The sequence below is a fragment of the Plantibacter sp. lyk4-40-MEA-4 genome (genome assembly GCF_030209415.1).
GTDB classification, from domain to species: Bacteria; Actinomycetota; Actinomycetes; order Actinomycetales; family Microbacteriaceae; genus Plantibacter; species Plantibacter flavus_A.
On sequence record NZ_JARVSA010000010.1, the window covers coordinates 182,882 to 202,141 of the forward strand.

The following is a 19,260-nucleotide window of genomic DNA, read 5'->3' on the forward strand; positions in this document are numbered from 1 at the left end:
GAGGCCTCCGCAGGGCGACTGGGGCGGGTGATGATGGAGGGGCGACTCAGAGTCGGGCGGCGTGGATGGCCGTGACGAGGATGGCGCGTGCGCCGAGCTCGTAGAGGCGGTCCATGACGTCGTTCGCGTCGCCGCGAGGGATCATGACCCGGACCGCCACCCACTCTGGGTCGCGGAGCGGCGAGATCGTCGGCGACTCGATGCCACCGGCGACGGCGGTCGCCTGCTCGAGCAGCCGGACCGGGAGGTCGTAGTCGACGAGCACGTACTGCCGCGCGACGAGCACGCCCTGCAGGCGGCGGATGAGCGTCGCCGTGGTGGGCTTCGTCTCCGGCGACGCGATGAGCACGGCGGTGGAGTCGAGGATCACCGGGCCGAAGATGCCGAGGCCGGCCTTCCGGAGGGTCGTGCCGGTGGACACGACGTCCGCCACCGCGTCCGCGACCCCGAGCTGGACCGCCGATTCGACCGCACCGTCGAGGTGGACGAGCGTGGCATCCACACCGGCGTCGCGGAGGAAGTTGCCGACGAGGCCGGGGTAACTGGTGGCGACGGTCTTCCCCGCGAGATCGGAGAGCTCGGAGAATTCGTCGGCCGGACCGGCGAAGCGGAACGTCGAGCCGCCGAAGCCCAGCTCGGCGAGTTCGGTGGCGGCGGAGTGCGAGTCCAGGAGCAGATCGCGCCCCGTGATGCCGATGTCGAGGGCGCCGGAACCGACGTAGGTCGCGATGTCGCGCGGACGGAGGTAGAAGAACTCGACGTCGTTCCGTGCGTCGACGACGTGGAGCTCCTTGGTGTCGCGACGGGTCGCGTAGCCGGCCTCCTGCAGCATCTCGACGGCGGTCTCGGACAGCGAGCCCTTGTTGGGCACGGCGACTCTCAGCATGGGGTGACTTTCGTGTTGTGCGACGGTGTCTCGACAGGGTGATCAGGAGGCGCGGCGGATGCGCCGCGACGAGCTCCTACAGATGTCGGTAGACGTCGGCGGGGGTGAGCCCCTTCGCCACCATCATCACCTGCACGTGGTAGAGCAGCTGGGAGATCTCCTCGGCCGTCTCGGTGTCGCTCTGGTACTCGGCGGCCATCCACACCTCGGCGGCCTCCTCGACGATCTTCTTCCCGATGCCGTGCACACCCGTGTCCAGTTCGCGGACGGTGCCGGAACCCTCCGGCCGGGTCTCGGCCTTCAGGCGCAGCTCGTCGAACAGCTCGTCGAAGGTTTTCACGTGCTCCAGGGTACCGGTTCCGGGCGGCGGTGCGCACCGCGGACGCGCTCGACCGGCCCGCCGGGTCAGTGGGTGTGCGTCGACGCCTCGGCGGCGGCCCGGAGGAGCGCGATGTTCGACGCCGGATCGGAACCGCTGTAGACCGCCGACCCCGCGACGAAGGTGTCCGCGCCGGCGGCGGCAGCGATCCCGATCGTGTCCGCGGAGATCCCGCCGTCGACCTGGAGCCAGACGTCGAGACCGGTGCGCGCGACCTCGGCCGACAGCGCCTGCAGCTTCGGCATGGTCTCCGGCATGAACGACTGTCCGCCGAACCCCGGCTCGACCGTCATGACGAGCACCTGGTCGAACTCCGGCAGGAGTTCCAGGTACGGCTCGATGGGCGTGCCGGGCTTCACGGCGATCCCGGCGCGTGCCCCGATGGAACGCAGGCGTCTGGCGAGGGCGACGGGGTCGCTGGTGGCCTCGGCGTGGAACGTCACCGAGTACGCCCCGAGCTCGGCGTAGCCGGGAGCCCATCGATCGACGTCCGAGATCATGAGGTGGACGTCGAGCGGGACCGGAGACACGTCCTGGATGCGACCGACCATCTGCGGACCGAACGTGAGGTTCGGGACGAAATGGTTGTCCATGACGTCGACATGGACGAGGTCGGCGCTCGCGATCCGCTCCAGGTCGGCCTGGAGGTTCACGAAATCGGCGGACAGGATGCTCGGGTTGATGCGCGCGGACATGTGCTCGAGCCTATCGATCGACAGCGGGTCCGGCCGACTCCGCGGGCTTGCGAAGGAGGGCGATGTACATGGCGTCGGTGCCCTGGCGGTGCGGCCAGAGCTGGACCGCGCCACCGGGTGCCGCGGCGTCGAGCGGTTCGGTCGTGACCTGGTCGAGCACCGCGGAGGTGTCGAGCCGCTCCATCCCGGGATGGGCTCGCAGGGCGCTCTCCACGATCAGTGCCGTCTCGCCGACGTGCGGCGAACACGTCACGTACGCCACGATCCCGCCGGGAGCGAGCGCGGTGATGGCGGCATCGAGCAGTGAGCCCTGCAGACGGGTCAGCTCGGAGACGTCCTTCGGCGTCTTCCGCCACCGCGCCTCCGGTCGTCGTCGCAGCGCGCCGAGCCCGGTGCACGGGGCGTCGAGGAGGATGCGGTCGTAGGTCTCGGGATGCGCTGCCGCGAGCGTCGTGCCGTCGGCGGTCGAGACCGACACGTCGAGCGGGACACCTGCGAGGGCGCGCTCCACGAGACGGGCCCTGGCGGGGACCAGTTCGTTCGCGTCGAGGCGTGCCTCCCCGGCGAGGGCCTCGGCGGCCAGCAGCGCCGCCTTGCCCCCAGGCCCCGCACAGAGGTCGAGCCATCGCTCGCCGGACCGCACCGGCACCGCCCGCGTCAGCGCGAGCGCGGCGAGCTGCGAGCCCTCGTCCTGGACGCGGAGGCGCCCGCCGCCGGCTCCGACGAGTTGCACCGGGTCGCCGCCGGCGCTGCGGAAGCCGTACGGCGAGAACCGGTTGGGTTCGGCGTCCTCCGGCCGGTCGGCGAGCCCCGGGAGTGCGATGAGGTTCACCTGCGGGGCGAGGTTGTCCGCGGCCAGTGCGTCCTCGAGTTCGTCGCCGCGGTCCTGCAGATCGAGCGCCTGTCTGATGGCCCGAACGACCCACGCCGGGTGTGCGGTGCTCACGGCCAGGCGATCGGTGTCGTTCGTGGCCTCAGCCAGCAGGATCCGCTCCCACTCGGCGGGTTCGGTCCGCGAGATGGTGCGGAGGACGCCGTTGGTGAAGCCGGCTGCGGACCGTGAACCCGCGGAGCGGGCGAGCTCGACCGACTCGTTCACGGCGGCGTGGCCTGGGACGCGCATGGAGAGCAGCTGATGGGCTCCGAGCCGCAGGACGTCGAGGATCGCGTCGTCGATCTCGGTCACGGGACGCTTGGCAGCGTGCGCGATGACCCGGTCGTAGTACCCGCGTCGGCGGAGGGTGCCGTACGTCAGCTCGGTCGCGAGGCCGGCGTCCGCCGGACTCAACTTCGCCTCGGCCAGCCGGTGCGGCAGGAGGAGGTTCGCGTAGGCGTCCGAGGTGCTGACGGCGTGGATGACGTCGAAGGCCACTCGGCGTGCCGGCTGCACGGTCGCCGAGTCACGCGGACGCGTGGGACGCTGGCGTCCTCGACGGGGTTCCACGTCGCGGGGCCGTCGGTCGCGGCGTCGCTGGCCCTCGGGCTGCTGGCCGCTCACGCGGTGACCAGCCGATCGGTTCCCGTGGACGCACCGCGCCACCAGTCGGCGGCCGGCATCGCCGTCCGTCCCGCCGGCTGCACCTCCAGGAGTTGCAACGGGGTGTCCGCCGTGCCGACCAGGACGACGCCGTCGACGGACACGATCGTCCCCGGCGCCGGCGGATCCGTCGGCATGGTCGATGCGGGGACGGCGCGGTGCACCTTCACCCGTGCCTCGTCGAGGACGGTGAACGCACCCGGCTCGGGGGTGACCCCGCGGATCTGCGACCACACGTCGGCGACGGGGCGGTCCCAGACGATCCGGCCGTCCTGGCCGTCGAGCTTCGGCGCGAGGGACACCTCGCCCTGCTGCGGGGCCGCGACCGCGGTGCCGGCGGCGATGGCGGCGACGACCTCGGCAGTGAGCGGTGCGCCGAGCTCGGCGAGCCGGTCGAGGAGCTCCCCCGACGTCTCGCCCTCGCCGATCGGCGTCTCCACGGTGGCGAAGACGTCTCCGGCGTCAAGAGCCGGCACGAGCTGGAAGACCGACGCGCCGGTGACCGCGTCTCCGGCCATCACGGACCGCTGGACGGGCGCCGCGCCGCGCCAGGCCGGTAGCAACGAGAAGTGCAGATTGATCCAACCGTGTGCCGGCGCGGACAGGAGGGGTTCGCGGACGAGCCCGCCGTACGCGACGATCACGCCGAGTTCCGCACGGAGCGCGACGATCCGCGCCGTCGCGTCGTCGTCGAGACGTGCGGCGCGGATGACCGGGAGCCCGAGCCGTTCGGCGGCCGCTGCCACCGGCGACGGGGTCAGGACCCGCTTGCGGCCGAGCGGGGCGTCGGGTCGGGTCACGACGGCCGCGATCTCGTGCCCGGCCGAGACGAGGGCGTCGAGCGTCGGGACGGCGACGGCGGGGGTGCCGGCGAAGACCAGCCTCATGCGGTTCGGACTTCGTGGACGGGGTGGATCATGACAGCATCTCCGGATCGTCGAATCGTACTCTGAGTGTAGGCGGGGCTTTCGGCGCCCGCCTGCCGGGGGTCGGCCGTCGACGCTTCGCCGCCTGCGCGACGACGGTCGCCCGCAACTGCTCGGCGACCGCCCTGGCATGGCCGTAGTCGACCCGCAGGATCGCGACGCTGTCGCCCGCCTCGTCGACGGTCGGGCCGAGCACGCGGCTCCGGTGTTCGGCGGGCAGCGCGGCGAGAGCGGCGTCGACGGCGTCGCGGGTGCCGGTGAGGGTCGCGCTCCGGACCGCGGGAGGGAACCCGAGCTCTCGGCGCTCGGCGAGCTCCTCGCTCGCGAACCGCGGTTGCTGCCAGAGGGCGAAGGCGTTCGCCACGGGGGCCTCGACGCCGATCAGCAGCACCGGCGCGCGTGGAGCGGCCAGGGCTGCGGCGTTCGACCACCACCGTAGGCAGTCCTCGGCGACACGGAGCGACTCCCGCGCCAGCATGCGGTCGGCGTCGACCAGGAGGACGGCGGCATAGCCGCCCGCAGCGACGGGCTCCGCGCCTCGGGTCGCGATCACCAGCGCCGGCTCCGGGCCGACCTCGAACTTGGGGGTGTCGCCGTCCGACACCACGACCCGGTACCGGGGGAACGCCCGGCCAAGTTCCTCGGCGGTCCGGCCGGTGCCGGCGGCCGTGACACGGAACGCGGTGTCGTGACAGGTCTCGCACGACCACCCAGCCGCGAGGTGACCGCACCACCGGCAGGAGGGCTGCGAACGGGCTGTGACGAGTTGGAGCGGACCGTGGCACACCGAGCAGTGGGCCCTCGTCCCGCACCGACGACAGGCGAGGTGCGGCGCGTACCCCGGCCGCGCGACCTGGACCAGCACGGGTCCGTGATGCAGTGCCTCGTCGACCGCGCGCCAGGCGCTCGACGGGATCCTCGCCTGGCTCGTCATGGCGTCGTCGCCACTCGCCCGGGACACGACGACTCTCGGTCGTATCGGCGGGGTCGGTGCGACCTCGCGCAGCCAGCCGAGTTCGACGAGTCGCTGCGCCTCGGTACTGCGTGAGTGCGCGGCGAAGACGAGGGCGGATCCGCTCATCTCCTGCCGGGTCAACGCGACATCGCGCGCGTGCACATAGGGGGCGAGCTGTTCCTGGTGGAGGGGGTCGCCGTCGTCCCAGAGGGCGATGAGTCCGAGGTCGTGGGCCGGTGCATAGACGGCCGACCGGTTGCCGACGACGATCCGGGGCACCGGATGCAGTCCGTCCAGGTAGGAGCGGTAGCGAGCAGCCGGGGTCTGCTTGGCGTCGGCCCTCGCGACCGCGGCACCGACACCGAGGTCGTCGAGCGCCGCCAGGAGGTGTTCGACGTCCCGGTAGTCGGGGACGCACAGGATCGCACTCCTCCCCTCGGACAGCTGGTTCACGGCGAGAGCCGCCAGCGTGAAGGACCAGTCGGGGAGCCACACGCCCGCGCTCGTCGCGGTCAGGGTGGGGATCGCGCTGATCGCGTATCGCTCCCCCGGCACGAGACGGTCGAGGGTGCCGGGGGCGAACCCCGGGACGGTGCGCCGCTCGACCGACGGAGGCTCCGGCGGGGTCGCGGCCGCCCAGGTCTTCTCCACCCGGACCTGTCGCGGCGGGATGGCGAGACGCAGGACGTCCATGGCGCTGCCGGCGCTGCGATCCGCGACACGGCGTGCGAGCGTCCACAGGCTCGGGGTCAGGACCGGCACCGACGAGACGACCGAGCTCAAGGGGCTGAGCGCTCCGCCGAACTCGCTCGAGTCGGCGAGGTCGACGATGAACCCGTTCGCCGACCGACCCGCCGAGCGCAGCGGGACCGAAACGCGCGCGCCGAGCACGGCGTCGTCGGCCAGTTCGTCGGGGATGGCGTAGTCGAACAGGTGGTCGAGCTGTGGCAACGGGGAGTCGAGCACCACCCTGGCGACCCTCGCGCCGACCACGGCTACAGCCCGGCTGCTGACCGCAACGCCTCCACCCGGTCGAGACGCTCCCACGTGAAGTCGGGGAGCTCGCGGCCGAAGTGCCCGTACGCCGCCGTGGCGGCGTAGATGGGGCGGATCAGGTCGAGGTCGGCGATGATCGCGGCCGGACGGAGGTCGAAGACGTCGCGGATCGCGCGCGTGATGTCGGCCTCCGGCACATGGGCCGTCCCGAAGGTCTCGACGTAGAGTCCGACCGGCGCGGCCTTGCCGATGGCGTAGGCGACCTGCACCTCGAGACGTTCGGCGAATCCGGCGGCGACCGCGTTCTTCGCCACCCAGCGCATGGCGTACGCGGCCGAGCGGTCCACCTTCGACGGGTCCTTCCCGCTGAAGGCCCCACCGCCGTGTCGAGCCGCTCCGCCGTAGGTGTCGATGATGATCTTGCGTCCGGTGAGCCCGGCGTCGCCCATCGGGCCACCGACGACGAAGATGCCGGTCGGGTTGATCAGGTGCGTCACGTTCGAGCTGTCGAGCTCGACCGTCGCGAGGACCGGTTCGATGACGTGACGCTGGACGTCGCGGCGCAGCTGCTCCGTGGAGACACCCGGATTGTGCTGCGTGGAGACCACGACCGTCTCCACGGTCTTCGGGAGGAAGCCGTCGTACCCGATGGTGACCTGGGTCTTGCCGTCCGGGCGCAGGTAGTCGAGCTGGCCGGACTTGCGTACCTCGGCGAGTCGCTCTGCGAGACGGTGCGCGATCCAGCTGGGCAGCGGCATGTACTGCGGCGTCTCGGTGGTCGCGAACCCGAACATGATGCCCTGGTCGCCGGCGCCCTGGAGGTCGTAGGCGTCGACGCTGGACTGTTCGCGGGATTCGAAGGCGTGGTCGACTCCGGCGGCGATGTCGGCGGACTGCGAGCCGATCGACACGCTCACACCGCAGGAGTCGCCGTCGAATCCGATGTCGGACGAGGTGTAGCCGATGGACCGGATGCGCTCGCGGACGATCGTCGGGATGTCGACGTAGCCGCTCGTGGAGACCTCGCCGGCGACATGGACGAGCCCGGTGGTGACGAGTGTCTCGACGGCGACTCGACTGCGCGGATCCACCTCGAGGAGCGCGTCGAGGATGCTGTCCGAGATCTGGTCGCAGATCTTGTCGGGATGCCCCTCGGTCACGGATTCGGAGGTGAACAGGCGCAGCTCGGTCATGCGGTCTCCCGTCGGAAGTGGTGATGCGATGGTGGAGGGATCGGCCGTCGTGGTGTTCCGGGGCCCGACCGTTGATCACTCTAGTCGAGGCCTCGGACACGTCGTCCGCCTGTGACGCAGGGCGTCGCGGTGGTGGGAACGGGCCCGACACGACGAATCCGCCGGTCGTCTGGCGCCCGGCGGATTCGTCGTGGTGAAGCGTTATTCGGCGATCGGCTTGATCTGGAGCTTGTCCTCGTTGATCTCGTGCATCGCGATCGAGAGCGGCTTGTCCTCGACGGACGAGTCGACCAGCGGCCCGACGTTGTCGAACAGGCTGCCCTCGTGGAGGTCGGCGTAGTAGTCGTTGATCTGGCGCGCGCGCTTGGACGCGAAGATCACGAGTGCGTACTTGGACTCGACCTTGGTGAGCAGGGAGTCGATGGGCGGGTCGATGATGCCCTTGAGCTTGTCAGCCATGCAGGTTCACACTCCTCGTGTGGTTGTGTTCGGGGAAGATCGGATCGATGCGGGGTGCGCGTCGGACGTCAATCCCCGTGAATCTTCATCAAGTCTACGACCTCTTGGGCCGCGCGGGCCACGTCGTCGTTGACGACACGGTGGTCGAACTCGTCCGCGGCGGCCAGTTCGACCTTCGCAGTACGCAGTCGGCGCTCCCGTTCCTCCTCGTCCTCGGTGCCCCGTCCGACGAGTCGACGGACCAGTTCGTCCCAGCTCGGCGGCAGCAGGAACACCAGGGTCGCCTCCGGCATCGCCTCCCGGACCTGCCTGGCACCCTGGATGTCGATCTCGAGCAGCGCGCTGTCGCCGGCTGCGAGCGCACGCTCGATCGGCTCGCGTGGCGTGCCGTAGCGGTACGCGTTGTGGACCGTGGCGTGCTCGAGCAGGCGGTCGCCCTCGATGAGGCCGTCGAACTCGTCGTCGGTCACGAAGTAGTAGTTCACCTCGTGCTGCTCCCCGGGCCGCGGCTTGCGCGTCGTGGCCGAGACGGAGAGGTGCACCTCCGGGTAGTGGTCGCGGATGTACGCGGCGACCGTCCCCTTGCCGACGGCCGTCGGACCGGCGAGCACGACGAGTCGGCTGCGCGCCGTGCCCGGGTAGCGCTCGGCGATGAAGGCGCGGAGGCGATCCCGCTGCAGTCGACCGAGACCGCCGAGGCGCTTGACCGAGGAGATACCGAGCGATTCGAGGATCCGCCCGAGTTTGGTGACGCCGACACTCGGGATGCTGAGGAGGTATTCGGTGATGCGGATGCCGCCCTCGATGCCGTCCGGATCGGCGGTCGCGGCGTCGAGCACCTCCAACGGGGTGCGGGCGCCGGAGGCGATGGAGGCCTTGACGGTCGCGCGGGCGCGACGTTTGCGAACGGCCTCACGTGACGCGGCGGCCCGGTCGACCTCCGGCATGTTCCTGCTGGGCTGGTTCTGCTCCTGGTCAACCACGGGCGCTCCTCACGGCTGCGACGGAACGTTCGACGGCGTCCGCGATCCCCGAGGGTCCGGCGGCGAGGATGCTCCGGGACTCGGAGACGATGACGCCCGGCGCGAGGTCGCCGTAGATGGATCCGAGGTCGGCGACCGCGGCTCCCTGGTGGCCGAAACCGGGTGCCAGGATCGGGAGCGTGGTCGTCGGCGGTACCGCCGTCAGGCCGAACTCCTCGAGACGGAGCGTGGCACCGATGACCGCGCCGATCGAACCGGTCGATCCGGGGTGGTGCCGTGCGTTCCAGTGGTCGATCTCGTCGAGCATCGACGCCGCGACGGTGAGGCCGGCGCCGTCCTCGGCGAGCTGGACGTCCCGACCCTCCGGGTTCGAGGTCGCCGTCAGTACGAACACGCCCTTGCCGTGCTGCTCGGCGAGCTCGAGTGCCGGGTGCAGTGAGCCGAAGCCGAGATAGGGGTTCACGGTGAGGGCGTCGACCTCCAGCGGTGAACCGGGGGTCAGCCACGCCTCGGCATAGCCCTCCATGCTCGTCCCGATCTCGCCGCGCTTGGCGTCGCCGATCACGAGGAGCCCGGCGTCGCGTGCCGCTGCGAGGACCCCTTCGAGGGCGATGTACCCGGCCGATCCGAACCGTTCGAAGAACGCCACCTGCGGCTTGACGATCCCGGCGCGACCGGCTGCGGCCTCGACGACGGCGAGGCCGAAGGCCCCCGCGCCGGCGGCGGTGTCGGGCAGTCCCCAAGCCTCGAGCAGGAAGCGGTGCGGATCGATGCCGACGCAGAGTCGGCCCGACCGGACGAAGACCTCGTCCAGCCGGGTTCCGAAGGAAGCCGTCACGAGCGCGCAGCCCGATCGAGTGCGTACTCCTGGAGGGAGCGGACCTCGAAGCCACCGCCGAGCGCCTCGAAGGAGCCGACCGCGGCGGTGAGCTGCGCGATCGTCGTGAAGAGCGGCTTGTCGGCCGCGACGGCGGCCGCGCGGATCTCGTAGCCGTCCGCGCGAGCCGACCGGCCACTCGGGGTGTTGATGACCATGTCGACCTCGTCGCGGTTGATCAGGTCGACGATCGAGTCGTCCTCGCCCGCGGCCGTGGTCTCGCTGTACTTGCGCACCGTCCGGGCACTGATGCCGTTCCGGTTCAGCACTTCGGCCGTGCCGTCGGTCGCGAGGATGTCGAACCCGAGCTGCTGGAGGCGCAGCACGGGCAGGATGATCGAACGCTTGTCGCGGTCGGAGACCGAGACGAACACCGTTCCGCTCGACGGCAGGCCGCCGTAGGCCGCCTCCTGGCTCTTCGCGAACGCGCGCGGGAAGTCCTTGTCGATGCCCATCACCTCGCCGGTGGAGCGCATCTCCGGGCCGAGCACGCTGTCGACGATCTGGCCGTCCTTCGTGCGGAAGCGCTTGAAGGGCAGCACGGCCTCCTTGACCGACACCGGGGAGTCGATCGGGACACGGGATCCGTCGACCGGGGGCAGGAGCCCCGAGTCCTTGAGCTCGGCGACCGTCGCGCCGGTCATGATGAGCGAAGCGGCCTTGGCCAGCGGGATGCCGAGCGCCTTCGACACGAACGGCACCGTGCGGGACGCACGCGGGTTCGCCTCGATGACGTAGAGGATGCCGGCGCCGATCGCGAACTGGACGTTCAGGAGACCACGCACGCCGATCCCCTGGGCGATCGCGAGCGTCGCGTTCCGCACGCGGTCGATCTCGGCGCGACCGAGCGAGACGGGCGGCAGGGTGCAGCTCGAGTCGCCCGAGTGGATACCGGCCTCCTCGATGTGCTCCATGACGCCGCCGATGTAGAGCTCCTCGCCGTCGAACAGGGCGTCGACGTCGATCTCGATCGCGTCGTCGAGGAAGTGGTCGACGAGCAGCGGCTGGGCCGGGCCCACGATGCCCTGGTCCTCGATGCGCACGAAGTAGTCCGTGAGCGATGCGCTGTCGTAGATGATCTCCATGCCGCGTCCGCCGAGCACGAAGCTCGGGCGGACGAGGACCGGGTAGCCGATCTCCTCGGCGACGCGCAGCGCACCCTCGATCTCCACCGCGGTGCCGTTCTTCGGTGCGACGAGGCCGGCGGCGTCCAGGATCTCCTGGAACTGGCCGCGCTCCTCGGCGAGGTCGATGGCGGTCGGCGTGGTGCCGAGGATCGGGACGCCTGCGGCCTCGAGACCCTTCGCGAGCCCGAGCGCCGTCTGGCCGCCGAGCTGGACGACGACACCGACGAGTTCGCCCGACTCGCTCTCGGCGTGGATGACCTCGAGGACGTCCTCGAGCGTGAGCGGCTCGAAGTAGAGCCGGTCGCTCGTGTCGTAGTCCGTCGAGACGGTCTCCGGGTTGCAGTTGATCATGATCGTCTCGAAACCGGCGGCCTGCAGCGCGAAGGACGCGTGCACGCAGGAGTAGTCGAACTCGATCCCCTGGCCGATGCGGTTCGGGCCGGACCCGAGGATGACCACCTTGCGGCGGTCGCTCGCGACCACCTCGGTCTCCGTGTCGTAGCTCGAGTAGTGGTACGGGGTGAGGGCCGGGAACTCGCCGGCGCACGTGTCGACCGTCTTGTAGACCGGGCGGACACCCAGGATGTGGCGGACCTCACGCACCTCCTGCTCGCCGAACCCGCGCAGCCGACCGATCTGCGCGTCCGAGAAGCCGTGGTTCTTCGCGGTCCGGAGCACCTCGGTGTCGAGGCGGTCCGCCGCGGCGATCCAGTCGGCGACGTCGTTGATGAGGACGATCTGGTCGATGAACCACGGGTCGATCTTGGTGGCCTCGAAGACCTGCTCGGCGGTGGCACCCTTGCGGAGCGCCTGCTGCACGACGACGATGCGGCCGTCGGTCGGGGTCTTCATGACCTCGAGCAGCTCTTCGACGCTGCGGGACTCATCGCTCCAGTGGAAGCTGGAACCGCGCTTCTCGAGCGACCGCAGCGCCTTCTGCAGGGCGGTGGCGTAGTTGCGTCCGATCGCCATCGCCTCACCCACCGACTTCATGGTGGTCGTGAGCGTCGGGTCGGCGGCGGGGAACTTCTCGAACGCGAAGCGCGGGACCTTCACGACGACGTAGTCGAGCGTGGGCTCGAAGCTCGCGGGCGTGACCTTCGTGATGTCGTTCGGGATCTCGTCGAGTCGGTACCCGATGGCCAGCTTCGCCGCGATCTTCGCGATCGGGAAGCCGGTCGCCTTCGAGGCGAGGGCACTCGAGCGCGAGACGCGCGGGTTCATCTCGATGACGATGATGCGGCCGTCGGCCGGGTCGACCGCGAACTGGATGTTGCAGCCGCCGGTGTCGACGCCGACCGCGCGGATGATGTCGATGCCGATGTCGCGGAGCTTCTGGTACTCGCGGTCCGTCAGCGTCAGGGCGGGGGCCACCGTGATGGAGTCCCCGGTGTGCACGCCGACCGGGTCGACGTTCTCGATCGAGCAGACGACGACGGTGTTGTCGGCCGTGTCGCGCATGAGCTCGAGCTCGTACTCCTTCCAGCCGAGGATCGACTCCTCGAGGAGCACCTCGGTGGTCGGGCTCTGGTGGAGGCCGTCACCGACGATCCGGCGCAGTTCCGCCTCGGTGTACGCGAAGCCTGAGCCGAGGCCGCCCATGGTGAACGAGGGGCGGACGACCAGCGGGTAGCCGAGGTCCTCGGCGTAGCCGACGGCCTCCTCGACCGTGTGGGCGATGTACGAGCGGGCCACGTCCGCGCCCGCGTCGAGCACGAGCTGCTTGAAGATCTGGCGGTCCTCGCCCTTGTTGATCGCCTCGAAGTTCGCGCCGATGAGCTCGACGTCGTACTTCTCGAGGATGCCGTGCTCGTGCAGCTGGATCGCGGCGTTCAACGCCGTCTGGCCGCCGAGGGTCGGCAGGATCGCGTCGGGCTTCTCCTTCGCGATGATCGTCTCGATGACCTGCCAGGTGATCGGCTCCACGTAGGTCGCGTCGGCGAAGTCGGGGTCGGTCATGATGGTCGCCGGGTTCGAGTTGACGAGGATGACGCGGACGCCCTCCTCGCGCAGCACGCGGCATGCCTGGGTGCCCGAGTAGTCGAACTCGGCGGCCTGCCCGATGACGATCGGCCCGGAGCCGATGACGAGGACGCTGTTGATGTCGTCGCGCTTGGGCACTAGTTGTTCTCCTTGGTGCTGGAAGTGGTGGCGTGGCCGGTCACGAGGTCGCGGAACCGGTCGAACAGGTAGACCGCGTCGTGCGGACCCGAGGCGGACTCGGGGTGGTACTGGACCGAGAACGCGGGGATGTCGATGCAGTTGATGCCCTCGACGACCTCGTCGTTCAGGCTGTAGTGGCTGACCTCCGCGAGGCCGAACCCGGCGGGCGTCTCGTGGCGGCCCTCGATCGGCAGGTCCACCGCGAAGCCGTGGTTCTGCGAGGTGATCTCCACCCGACCGGTCGCCTTGTCGAGGACCGGCTGGTTGATCCCGCGGTGGCCGAACGGCAGCTTGTAGGTGTCGAATCCGAGCGCGCGGCCGAGCAGCTGGTTGCCGAAGCAGATGCCGAAGTACGGGACGCCCGCGCGGAGCACGTCCTGCAGGAGGGCGACGTGCGCGTCGCTCGCAGCCGGGTCGCCGGGTCCGTTGGAGAAGAATAGGGCGCTCGGTTCGAGCGCGAGGACTTCGGCCGAGGTCACCGACTGCGGCAGCACCACGACGTCGAAGCCGCGAGCGGCGAGGTGGTTGAGCGTCGAGGTCTTGACGCCGAGGTCGAGGACCGCGACGGAACCGACGCGCTCCCCCACCGCCGGCACGGTGTACTGCTCGGTCGTGGAGACCTGGCTCGACAGGTTCAGACCGGCCATCTGCGCGCCGGCGCGGACGAGACTGAGCTGTTCGGCGCCGGACAACTCGAAGTCCTCACCGGAGAACACGCCGCCGCGCATGGAACCGGCGGAACGGATGTGCCTCGTCACCGCGCGGGTGTCGATGCCGCTGATGCCCACGACGCCGTCCTGGACGAGTTCGTCGTCGAGCGAGCGGTCCGCTCGGAAGTTGGAGACGACGCGCGACGCGTCGCGCACCACGTATCCGGCGACCCAGACACGGGCGGACTCCATGTCCTCGCGGTTGACGCCGGTGTTGCCGATGTGGGGCGCGGTCATCAGGACGATCTGTCCGGCGTAGGACGGGTCGGTCAGCGTCTCCTGGTAGCCGGTCATGCCGGTGGCGAAGACGACCTCGCCGAGCGTGCGGCCGGTCGCGCCGTAGGCGTGCCCGACGTAGCGGTTGCCGTCCTCGAGGACGAGTACCGCTGGACTGGGTGGGGTGAAGGAGGTCATGGTCAAGCCCTCTCGTGAGGCGGTGGGGTGGAGTCGTCGGCCGAGGTGACGTCGGCGACGGTGTCTGAGGTGCCGGTCGGCCGGAGTCCGGCGTCCGCGGCGGGGATGATGCTCGTGACGATGTCGATGATGCGGGCGCGGTCCGCCTGCTCGAGGACGCGGAAGGTGCTGTCCGCGATCACCGTCGGGACGGGACGCCAGCTCAGGCGGATGAGCCCGCCCGGCTCGACGACCCGGTCGATCGTGAGGTTGGTCTGGTCGACGCCGACGATGCTCGTTGCCGGGATGAACGTCGGCCGCTCCCCCGGGACGTCGACGACGACTCCGGCGGCTCCCAGTTCGAGCGTGACCCGGGATCGGTAGCGCAGTCCCTGCAACGCCAGCCGTTCGAGCGGCTGGTCGTGCTTCGACGTCGCGACGTAGAGGACCTCGACCGTCAGTGACGGGACCGGCCGCGGGTCGGGGAGCTCTGCGAGGGGACCGACCTGGGCGTCGCGCGCGACGCGGCGTCGCCAGGCGAAGCCCATGAGGGCGAGGACGCCGAGGAGGACGAGGGCGACGAGGACGGCCGCGAGGATCCGCCCGTCCATCAGCGCTCGACCTCCGCGGATCGCGCGGCGCGGCGTGCTGCGGCCGCGACCTGCTCCGTCGGGAGCACGGCGCCGTCCAGGACGGTCGCGTAGCCACGGTGGAAGGTGGCGACGACGCGGCCGGGCAGCTCCAGGCCGAGGTAGGGCGAGTTCACGCCCTTGCCGGCAAGGTCGGCCGTGCCGAACGGACGAGTGGCGGCGGTGTCGTAGAGCACGACCTCCGCCGGAGCTCCGGCCTCGATCGAAGCCCCCTGCCCGGTGATCCGTCCGATCCTCGCCGGCGTCGCCGAGAGCACCCGGGCGACGTCGTTCCAGTCCAGGAGCCCGGTCGCGACCATCGACGCGTGCACGACGGAGAGGGCGGACTCGAGGCCCACCATGCCGTTCGCGGCGGCGTCCCACTCGCAGTCCTTGGCCTCGACCGGGTGCGGTGCGTGGTCCGTCGCGACGATGTCGATCGTGCCGTCCGCGAGTGCCTCGCGCAGCGCCTGGACGTCCTCCGCCCGTCGCAGGGGCGGGTTCACCTTGTACCGGGCGTCGTAGCTCGCCACCAGCTCCTCCGTGAGCAGCAGGTGGTGCGGCGTGACCTCGGCCGTGACGGGGATGCCTCGGGCCTTCGCCCAGCGGATGACGTCGACGGACCCTGCCGTCGAGACGTGGCAGATGTGGAGGCGGGAACCCACATGCTCGGCGAGGAGGACGTCGCGGGCGATGATCGACTCCTCGGCGACCGCAGGCCACCCGGTGAGCCCGAGTTCGCCGGAGAGGGCGCCCTCGTTCATCTGCGCACCGACGGTGAGCCGGGGTTCCTGCGCGTGCTGGGCGATCACGCCGTCGAAGGCCTTCACGTACTCCAGCGCGCGGCGCATGAGCAGCGGGTCGGACACGCAGAGACCGTCGTCCGAGAAGACCCGGACCTCGGCACGTGAGGAGGCCATGGCGCCGAGTTCGGCGAGCCGCTCTCCGGCGAGGCCGACCGTCACGGCACCGATCGGCTGCACCGTCGCGTACCCGGCGCGTTCACCGAGCGACTGTTCCTGCTCGACGACCCCGGCCGTGTCGGCCACCGGCGAGGTGTTGGCCATCGCGAACACCGCGGTGAAGCCGCCGGCGGCTGCGGCACGCGTACCGGTGAGCACCGTCTCGCTCTGCTCGAACCCGGGTTCCCGGAGATGCGTGTGGAGGTCGACGAGCCCGGGGAGAGCGAGAAGGCCGTCCGCGTCGACGACGGTCGCGCCGACGGCGCTCAGCCCGGTGCCGCGTTCCGCGATCCGTCCGTCGCGCAGGAGGAGGTCGGTGCGTGTCCCGTCGGCGAGCGTCGCTCCGGTGATCAGCGTGACGTCGTGGTTCGAAGTGGGCTCAGACACGGGTGGATTCCTCTCGATCGCCGGACAGCAACAGGTACAACGCGGCCATCCGGACCGACACCCCGTTGGCGACCTGTTCGAGGACGGTCGACCGGGGTGAGTCGGCTGCCCCGGACGAGATCTCCAGACCGCGGTTCATCGGCCCGGGGTGCATGACAATGCTAGCCGGATCGAGGCGGGCGAGTCGCTCGTCGTCGAGCCCCCAGCGCCTGGAATACTCCCGGCTGTTCGGGAAAAAGGCGGCGTGCATGCGTTCGGACTGGATCCGGAGCATCATCAGCACGTCGGGACGCTGGGCGATCGCGTCGTCCAGGTCGTAGCGGACGGTGGCCGGCCACGGGCCGAGGTCCACCGGAAGCAGTGTCGGCGGGGCGACGAGAGTCACCTCGGCGCCGAGCGTGTCGAGCAGCCAGACGTTCGAGCGGGCGACCCGGGAATGCAGGATGTCGCCGACGATCGTCACCGCCACCCCGTCGAGCGCGCGACCGCGGGAACGCTCGCCGTGGAGGCGCTTGCGCATTGTGAACGCGTCCAGGAGGGCCTGCGTCGGGTGCTCGTGCGTCCCGTCCCCCGCGTTCAGGATGCCGGCGTCGATCCACCCGCTGTCGGCGAGGGTCTGCGGCGCACCGGAGGCGGAGTGTCGGATCACGACGGCGTCGGCGTGCATCGCGGCGAGGGTCTGTGCGGTGTCCTTCAGGCTCTCGCCCTTCGAGACGCTCGACCCCTTCGCGCTGAAGGTGATGACGTCTGCGGACAGCCGTTTTGCGGCAGCCTCGAACGAGATGCGCGTGCGGGTCGAGTCCTCGAAGAAGAGGTTGACGACCGTCTTCCCACGGAGGGTCGGGAGCTTGCGGACCTCACGGAACTGCGTCTCGGCCATGTCCTCCGCGACGTCGAGGATCTCGATCGCCTCGTCGCGGGTGAGGGTCTTCGTCGACAGCAGGTGCCTCATTCGCCGCTCCCGTCGATCGTCACGGAGTCGTCGCCGTCGAACTCGGTGAGCCGGACGAAGATGCGCTCCGCCTGCGAGGAGGGCAGGTTCTTCCCCACGAAGTCGGGCCGGATCGGGAGCTCGCGGTGCCCGCGGTCGACGAGCGCGGCGAGCCGCACGACGCGCGGGCGGCCCAGGTCGGTCAACGCGTCGAGTGCGGCGCGGATCGTGCGTCCCGAGTACAGGACGTCGTCGACGAGGACGACCGTGCGCCCGTCGATCCCCTGCGGCGGCAGTGTCGTGGGCTGCGGTGCACGGGTCGGGTGCTTCGCCAGGTCGTCGCGGTACATCGTGACGTCGAGTGCACCCGAGACGATGGTCGCGCCCGAGATCGAGGAGATCGTGGCGGCGATCCGCTTCGCGAGGATGACCCCGCGCGTCGGGATGCCGAGGATCACGAGGTCGTCTGCTCCGCGGTTGGACTCGAGGATCTCGTGGGAGATCCGAGTCAACGCCCGCGCGATGTCAGCTTCGTGCAGCACGGTACGTGCGCTCATCGCCGACTCCCTTCTCCGCCTCTCTGGACGGTCTTAAAGGTTGTCTTGGTCAACACCCGAGCCTAGCAGTCGGATCAGGCCTCGTAGAGCTCCAACGGGAGGCCGTCGGGATCGAAGAAGAACAGCATCTTGCGCGAGGTGTGCGGGTCGATCCGGACGTCTTCGACGCGGACACCCAGCTCGACCAGCCGCGCGTGGCCGGCATCGACGTCGTCGACGGCGAAGGCGAGGTGCCGCAGCCCGAGCGCTTCGGGCCCGGATGCGCGCGCCGGCGGGTCAGGGAAGGAGAACAACTCGATGAGGTACTCACCGTTCAGGGCGAGGTCGCCCATCCAGGAGTCGCGCTCGGCCCGGTACACCTCGGTGAGCAGCTCACAGCCGAGCACCGAGGTGTAGAAGCGCTTGGAGCGCTCGTAGTCGCTGGCGATGATCGCGATGTGGTGCACGCGCTTCAGCGGCAGGGCTGCACCGGTCTCGTCGCTCATCGTCACCGCGGGTTGATCTGCGAGATCTTGCCGAGCAGGCCGTTGATGAAGCCGGCCGAGTCGTCGGTCGACAGCGTCTTGGCCGCCTCGACCGCTTCGTCGATGGCGACGCCGTGCGGCACCTCGTCGTTGAACAGGATCTCCCAGATCGCGATCCGGAGGATGGCCCGGTCGACCGTGGGCATCCGCGCGAGCGTCCAGCCCTGCGCGTACGTCTCGATCTGCTCGTCGATCTCCTCGGCGTGGTCACCGACACCGTCGACGATCTCCCTCGCATACAACCACGAGGCCTGGCGGTCGGGCTCGCTGACGGCGCGAGACGCTTCCGCGGACAGGACTTCAGCGAGGGTCTGCTGACGGACGTCGGCCTGGTACAGCAGATCGAGGGCGCGCTTGCGCGCCTTGGTACGAGCGCTCACTCGTTGACGCGACCGAGGTAGTCACCCGTACGGGTGTCGACCTTGACCTTGGTGCCGGTCTCGAGGAAGAGCGGGACCTGGATCTCGTAGCCGGTCTCGACGGTCGCCGGCTTCGTGCCGCCGGTCGAGCGGTCGCCCTGGAGCCCGGGTTCCGTGTAGGTGACCTCGAGGATGACCGACGCGGGGAGCTCGACGTAGAGCGGGTTGCCGTTGTTGAGTGCGACCGTGACGTCCTGGTTCTCGAGGAGGAAGTTCTTGGTGTCGCCGACGACGACGGCGGGGATGGTGATCTGATCGTAGTCGCTCTTGTCCATGAAGACGAAGGAGTCGCCGTCCGCGTACAGGTAGGTGAAGTCGCGGCGGTCGACGTTCTCGACGTCGATCTTCGTGCCGGCGTTGTACGTCTTGTCGACGACCTTGCCGGTCATGATGTTCTTCATCTTGGTGCGGACGAACGCGCCACCCTTGCCCGGCTTGACGTGCTGGAACTCGATCACCGTCCAGAGCTGCCCGTCGATGTTCAGGACGATGCCGTTCTTGATGTCAGCGGTAGAAGCCATGCGCGAGAATGTCCGTTCGTGGAAAGTGTGCGGCCGGATACGACCCAACGA

Annotated in this window: 18 protein-coding genes and 1 pseudogene; all 19 read right to left on the reverse strand. The window is 70.0% G+C overall.

Features of this window, described 5'->3' with window-relative positions:
• Window positions 1-46: 46 nt before the first annotated feature.
• Window positions 47-886 (reverse strand): ATP phosphoribosyltransferase, encoded by an 840-nt coding sequence (gene hisG / locus QRN44_RS16765; protein ID WP_064293848.1) that lies wholly within the window; start codon window positions 884-886, stop codon window positions 47-49.
• 76 nt (window positions 887-962) lie between these two features.
• A complete protein-coding gene (locus QRN44_RS16770; RefSeq protein ID WP_064293847.1) occupies window positions 963-1,226 on the reverse strand; it encodes a phosphoribosyl-ATP diphosphatase in 264 nt (87 codons plus the stop codon).
• Between the two features lie 65 nt (window positions 1,227-1,291).
• Window positions 1,292-1,960 (reverse strand): ribulose-phosphate 3-epimerase, encoded by a 669-nt coding sequence (rpe, locus tag QRN44_RS16775; RefSeq protein WP_121290668.1) that lies wholly within the window; start codon window positions 1,958-1,960, stop codon window positions 1,292-1,294.
• A gap of 10 nt (window positions 1,961-1,970) precedes the next feature.
• A complete protein-coding gene (locus QRN44_RS16780; protein ID WP_285039680.1) occupies window positions 1,971-3,350 on the reverse strand; it encodes an RsmB/NOP family class I SAM-dependent RNA methyltransferase in 1,380 nt (459 codons plus the stop codon).
• A gap of 104 nt (window positions 3,351-3,454) precedes the next feature.
• Complete coding sequence (gene fmt, locus QRN44_RS16785; RefSeq protein WP_285039681.1) at window positions 3,455-4,384, reverse strand: methionyl-tRNA formyltransferase; 930 nt, start codon at window positions 4,382-4,384, stop codon at window positions 3,455-3,457.
• 28 nt (window positions 4,385-4,412) lie between these two features.
• Window positions 4,413-6,347: a primosomal protein N' family DNA-binding protein gene (locus QRN44_RS16790; protein ID WP_285039682.1), complete on the reverse strand. Its 1,935-nt coding sequence runs from the start codon at window positions 6,345-6,347 to the stop codon at window positions 4,413-4,415.
• A gap of 26 nt (window positions 6,348-6,373) precedes the next feature.
• Window positions 6,374-7,567: a methionine adenosyltransferase gene (gene metK, locus QRN44_RS16795; RefSeq protein ID WP_064293843.1), complete on the reverse strand. Its 1,194-nt coding sequence runs from the start codon at window positions 7,565-7,567 to the stop codon at window positions 6,374-6,376.
• A 201-nt stretch (window positions 7,568-7,768) separates the two neighbouring features.
• Entirely contained in the window at window positions 7,769-8,026 is a 258-nt protein-coding gene (gene rpoZ, locus QRN44_RS16800) for a DNA-directed RNA polymerase subunit omega (protein ID WP_056005756.1), read from the reverse strand.
• 68 nt (window positions 8,027-8,094) lie between these two features.
• The gene (gene gmk / locus QRN44_RS16805; protein WP_064293842.1) at window positions 8,095-8,973 is read right to left on the reverse strand and encodes a guanylate kinase; all 879 of its coding nucleotides are present in this window, start codon (window positions 8,971-8,973) and stop codon (window positions 8,095-8,097) included.
• A 28-nt stretch (window positions 8,974-9,001) separates the two neighbouring features.
• Complete coding sequence (pyrF, locus tag QRN44_RS16810; protein ID WP_285039683.1) at window positions 9,002-9,847, reverse strand: orotidine-5'-phosphate decarboxylase; 846 nt, start codon at window positions 9,845-9,847, stop codon at window positions 9,002-9,004.
• Window positions 9,844-13,134, reverse strand: a complete 3,291-nt coding sequence (carB, locus tag QRN44_RS16815) for a carbamoyl-phosphate synthase large subunit (RefSeq protein WP_285039684.1) — start codon at window positions 13,132-13,134, stop codon at window positions 9,844-9,846. The genes pyrF and carB overlap by 4 nt, the downstream gene beginning before the upstream one ends.
• Entirely contained in the window at window positions 13,134-14,300 is a 1,167-nt protein-coding gene (carA, locus tag QRN44_RS16820; protein ID WP_064293840.1) for a glutamine-hydrolyzing carbamoyl-phosphate synthase small subunit, read from the reverse strand. The genes carB and carA overlap by 1 nt, the downstream gene beginning before the upstream one ends.
• 2 nt (window positions 14,301-14,302) lie before the next feature.
• A complete protein-coding gene (locus QRN44_RS16825) occupies window positions 14,303-14,890 on the reverse strand; it encodes a PH-like domain-containing protein (protein ID WP_285039685.1) in 588 nt (195 codons plus the stop codon).
• A complete protein-coding gene (locus tag QRN44_RS16830) occupies window positions 14,890-16,257 on the reverse strand; it encodes a dihydroorotase (protein WP_436278705.1) in 1,368 nt (455 codons plus the stop codon). The genes QRN44_RS16825 and QRN44_RS16830 overlap by 1 nt, the downstream gene beginning before the upstream one ends.
• Complete coding sequence (locus QRN44_RS16835; protein ID WP_071260160.1) at window positions 16,250-17,209, reverse strand: aspartate carbamoyltransferase catalytic subunit; 960 nt, start codon at window positions 17,207-17,209, stop codon at window positions 16,250-16,252. The genes QRN44_RS16830 and QRN44_RS16835 overlap by 8 nt, the downstream gene beginning before the upstream one ends.
• A pseudogene (gene pyrR / locus QRN44_RS16840) lies at window positions 17,206-17,751 on the reverse strand (bifunctional pyr operon transcriptional regulator/uracil phosphoribosyltransferase PyrR); the annotation flags it as partial. The gene QRN44_RS16835 and the pseudogene pyrR, both read right to left, overlap by 4 nt.
• A 68-nt stretch (window positions 17,752-17,819) precedes the next feature.
• Window positions 17,820-18,230 (reverse strand): VOC family protein, encoded by a 411-nt coding sequence (locus QRN44_RS16845; protein WP_071260157.1) that lies wholly within the window; start codon window positions 18,228-18,230, stop codon window positions 17,820-17,822.
• A gap of 2 nt (window positions 18,231-18,232) precedes the next feature.
• Complete coding sequence (gene nusB, locus QRN44_RS16850; protein WP_064293834.1) at window positions 18,233-18,649, reverse strand: transcription antitermination factor NusB; 417 nt, start codon at window positions 18,647-18,649, stop codon at window positions 18,233-18,235.
• Complete coding sequence (gene efp / locus QRN44_RS16855; protein WP_056005785.1) at window positions 18,646-19,209, reverse strand: elongation factor P; 564 nt, start codon at window positions 19,207-19,209, stop codon at window positions 18,646-18,648. Before efp ends, nusB begins: the two co-directional genes overlap by 4 nt.
• Window positions 19,210-19,260 lie beyond the last annotated feature (51 nt).

Bases quoted from the DNA above. Each gene is read 5' to 3' on its own strand.
- hisG (WP_064293848.1), bottom strand. From the start codon at position 886: ATGCTGAGAGTCGCCGTGCCCAACAAGGGCTCGCTGTCCGAGACCGCC.
- rpe (WP_121290668.1), bottom strand. From the start codon at position 1,960: ATGTCCGCGCGCATCAACCCGAGCATCCTGTCCGCCGATTTCGTGAAC.
- fmt (WP_285039681.1), bottom strand. From the start codon at position 4,384: ATGAGGCTGGTCTTCGCCGGCACCCCCGCCGTCGCCGTCCCGACGCTC.
- metK (WP_064293843.1), bottom strand. From the start codon at position 7,567: ATGACCGAGCTGCGCCTGTTCACCTCCGAATCCGTGACCGAGGGGCAT.
- rpoZ (WP_056005756.1), bottom strand. From the start codon at position 8,026: ATGGCTGACAAGCTCAAGGGCATCATCGACCCGCCCATCGACTCCCTG.
- gmk (WP_064293842.1), bottom strand. From the start codon at position 8,973: ATGCCGGAGGTCGACCGGGCCGCCGCGTCACGTGAGGCCGTTCGCAAA.
- carA (WP_064293840.1), bottom strand. From the start codon at position 14,300: ATGACCTCCTTCACCCCACCCAGTCCAGCGGTACTCGTCCTCGAGGAC.
- QRN44_RS16825 (WP_285039685.1), bottom strand. From the start codon at position 14,890: ATGGACGGGCGGATCCTCGCGGCCGTCCTCGTCGCCCTCGTCCTCCTC.
- QRN44_RS16835 (WP_071260160.1), bottom strand. From the start codon at position 17,209: ATGAGGCACCTGCTGTCGACGAAGACCCTCACCCGCGACGAGGCGATC.
- QRN44_RS16845 (WP_071260157.1), bottom strand. From the start codon at position 18,230: ATGAGCGACGAGACCGGTGCAGCCCTGCCGCTGAAGCGCGTGCACCAC.
- efp (WP_056005785.1), bottom strand. From the start codon at position 19,209: ATGGCTTCTACCGCTGACATCAAGAACGGCATCGTCCTGAACATCGAC.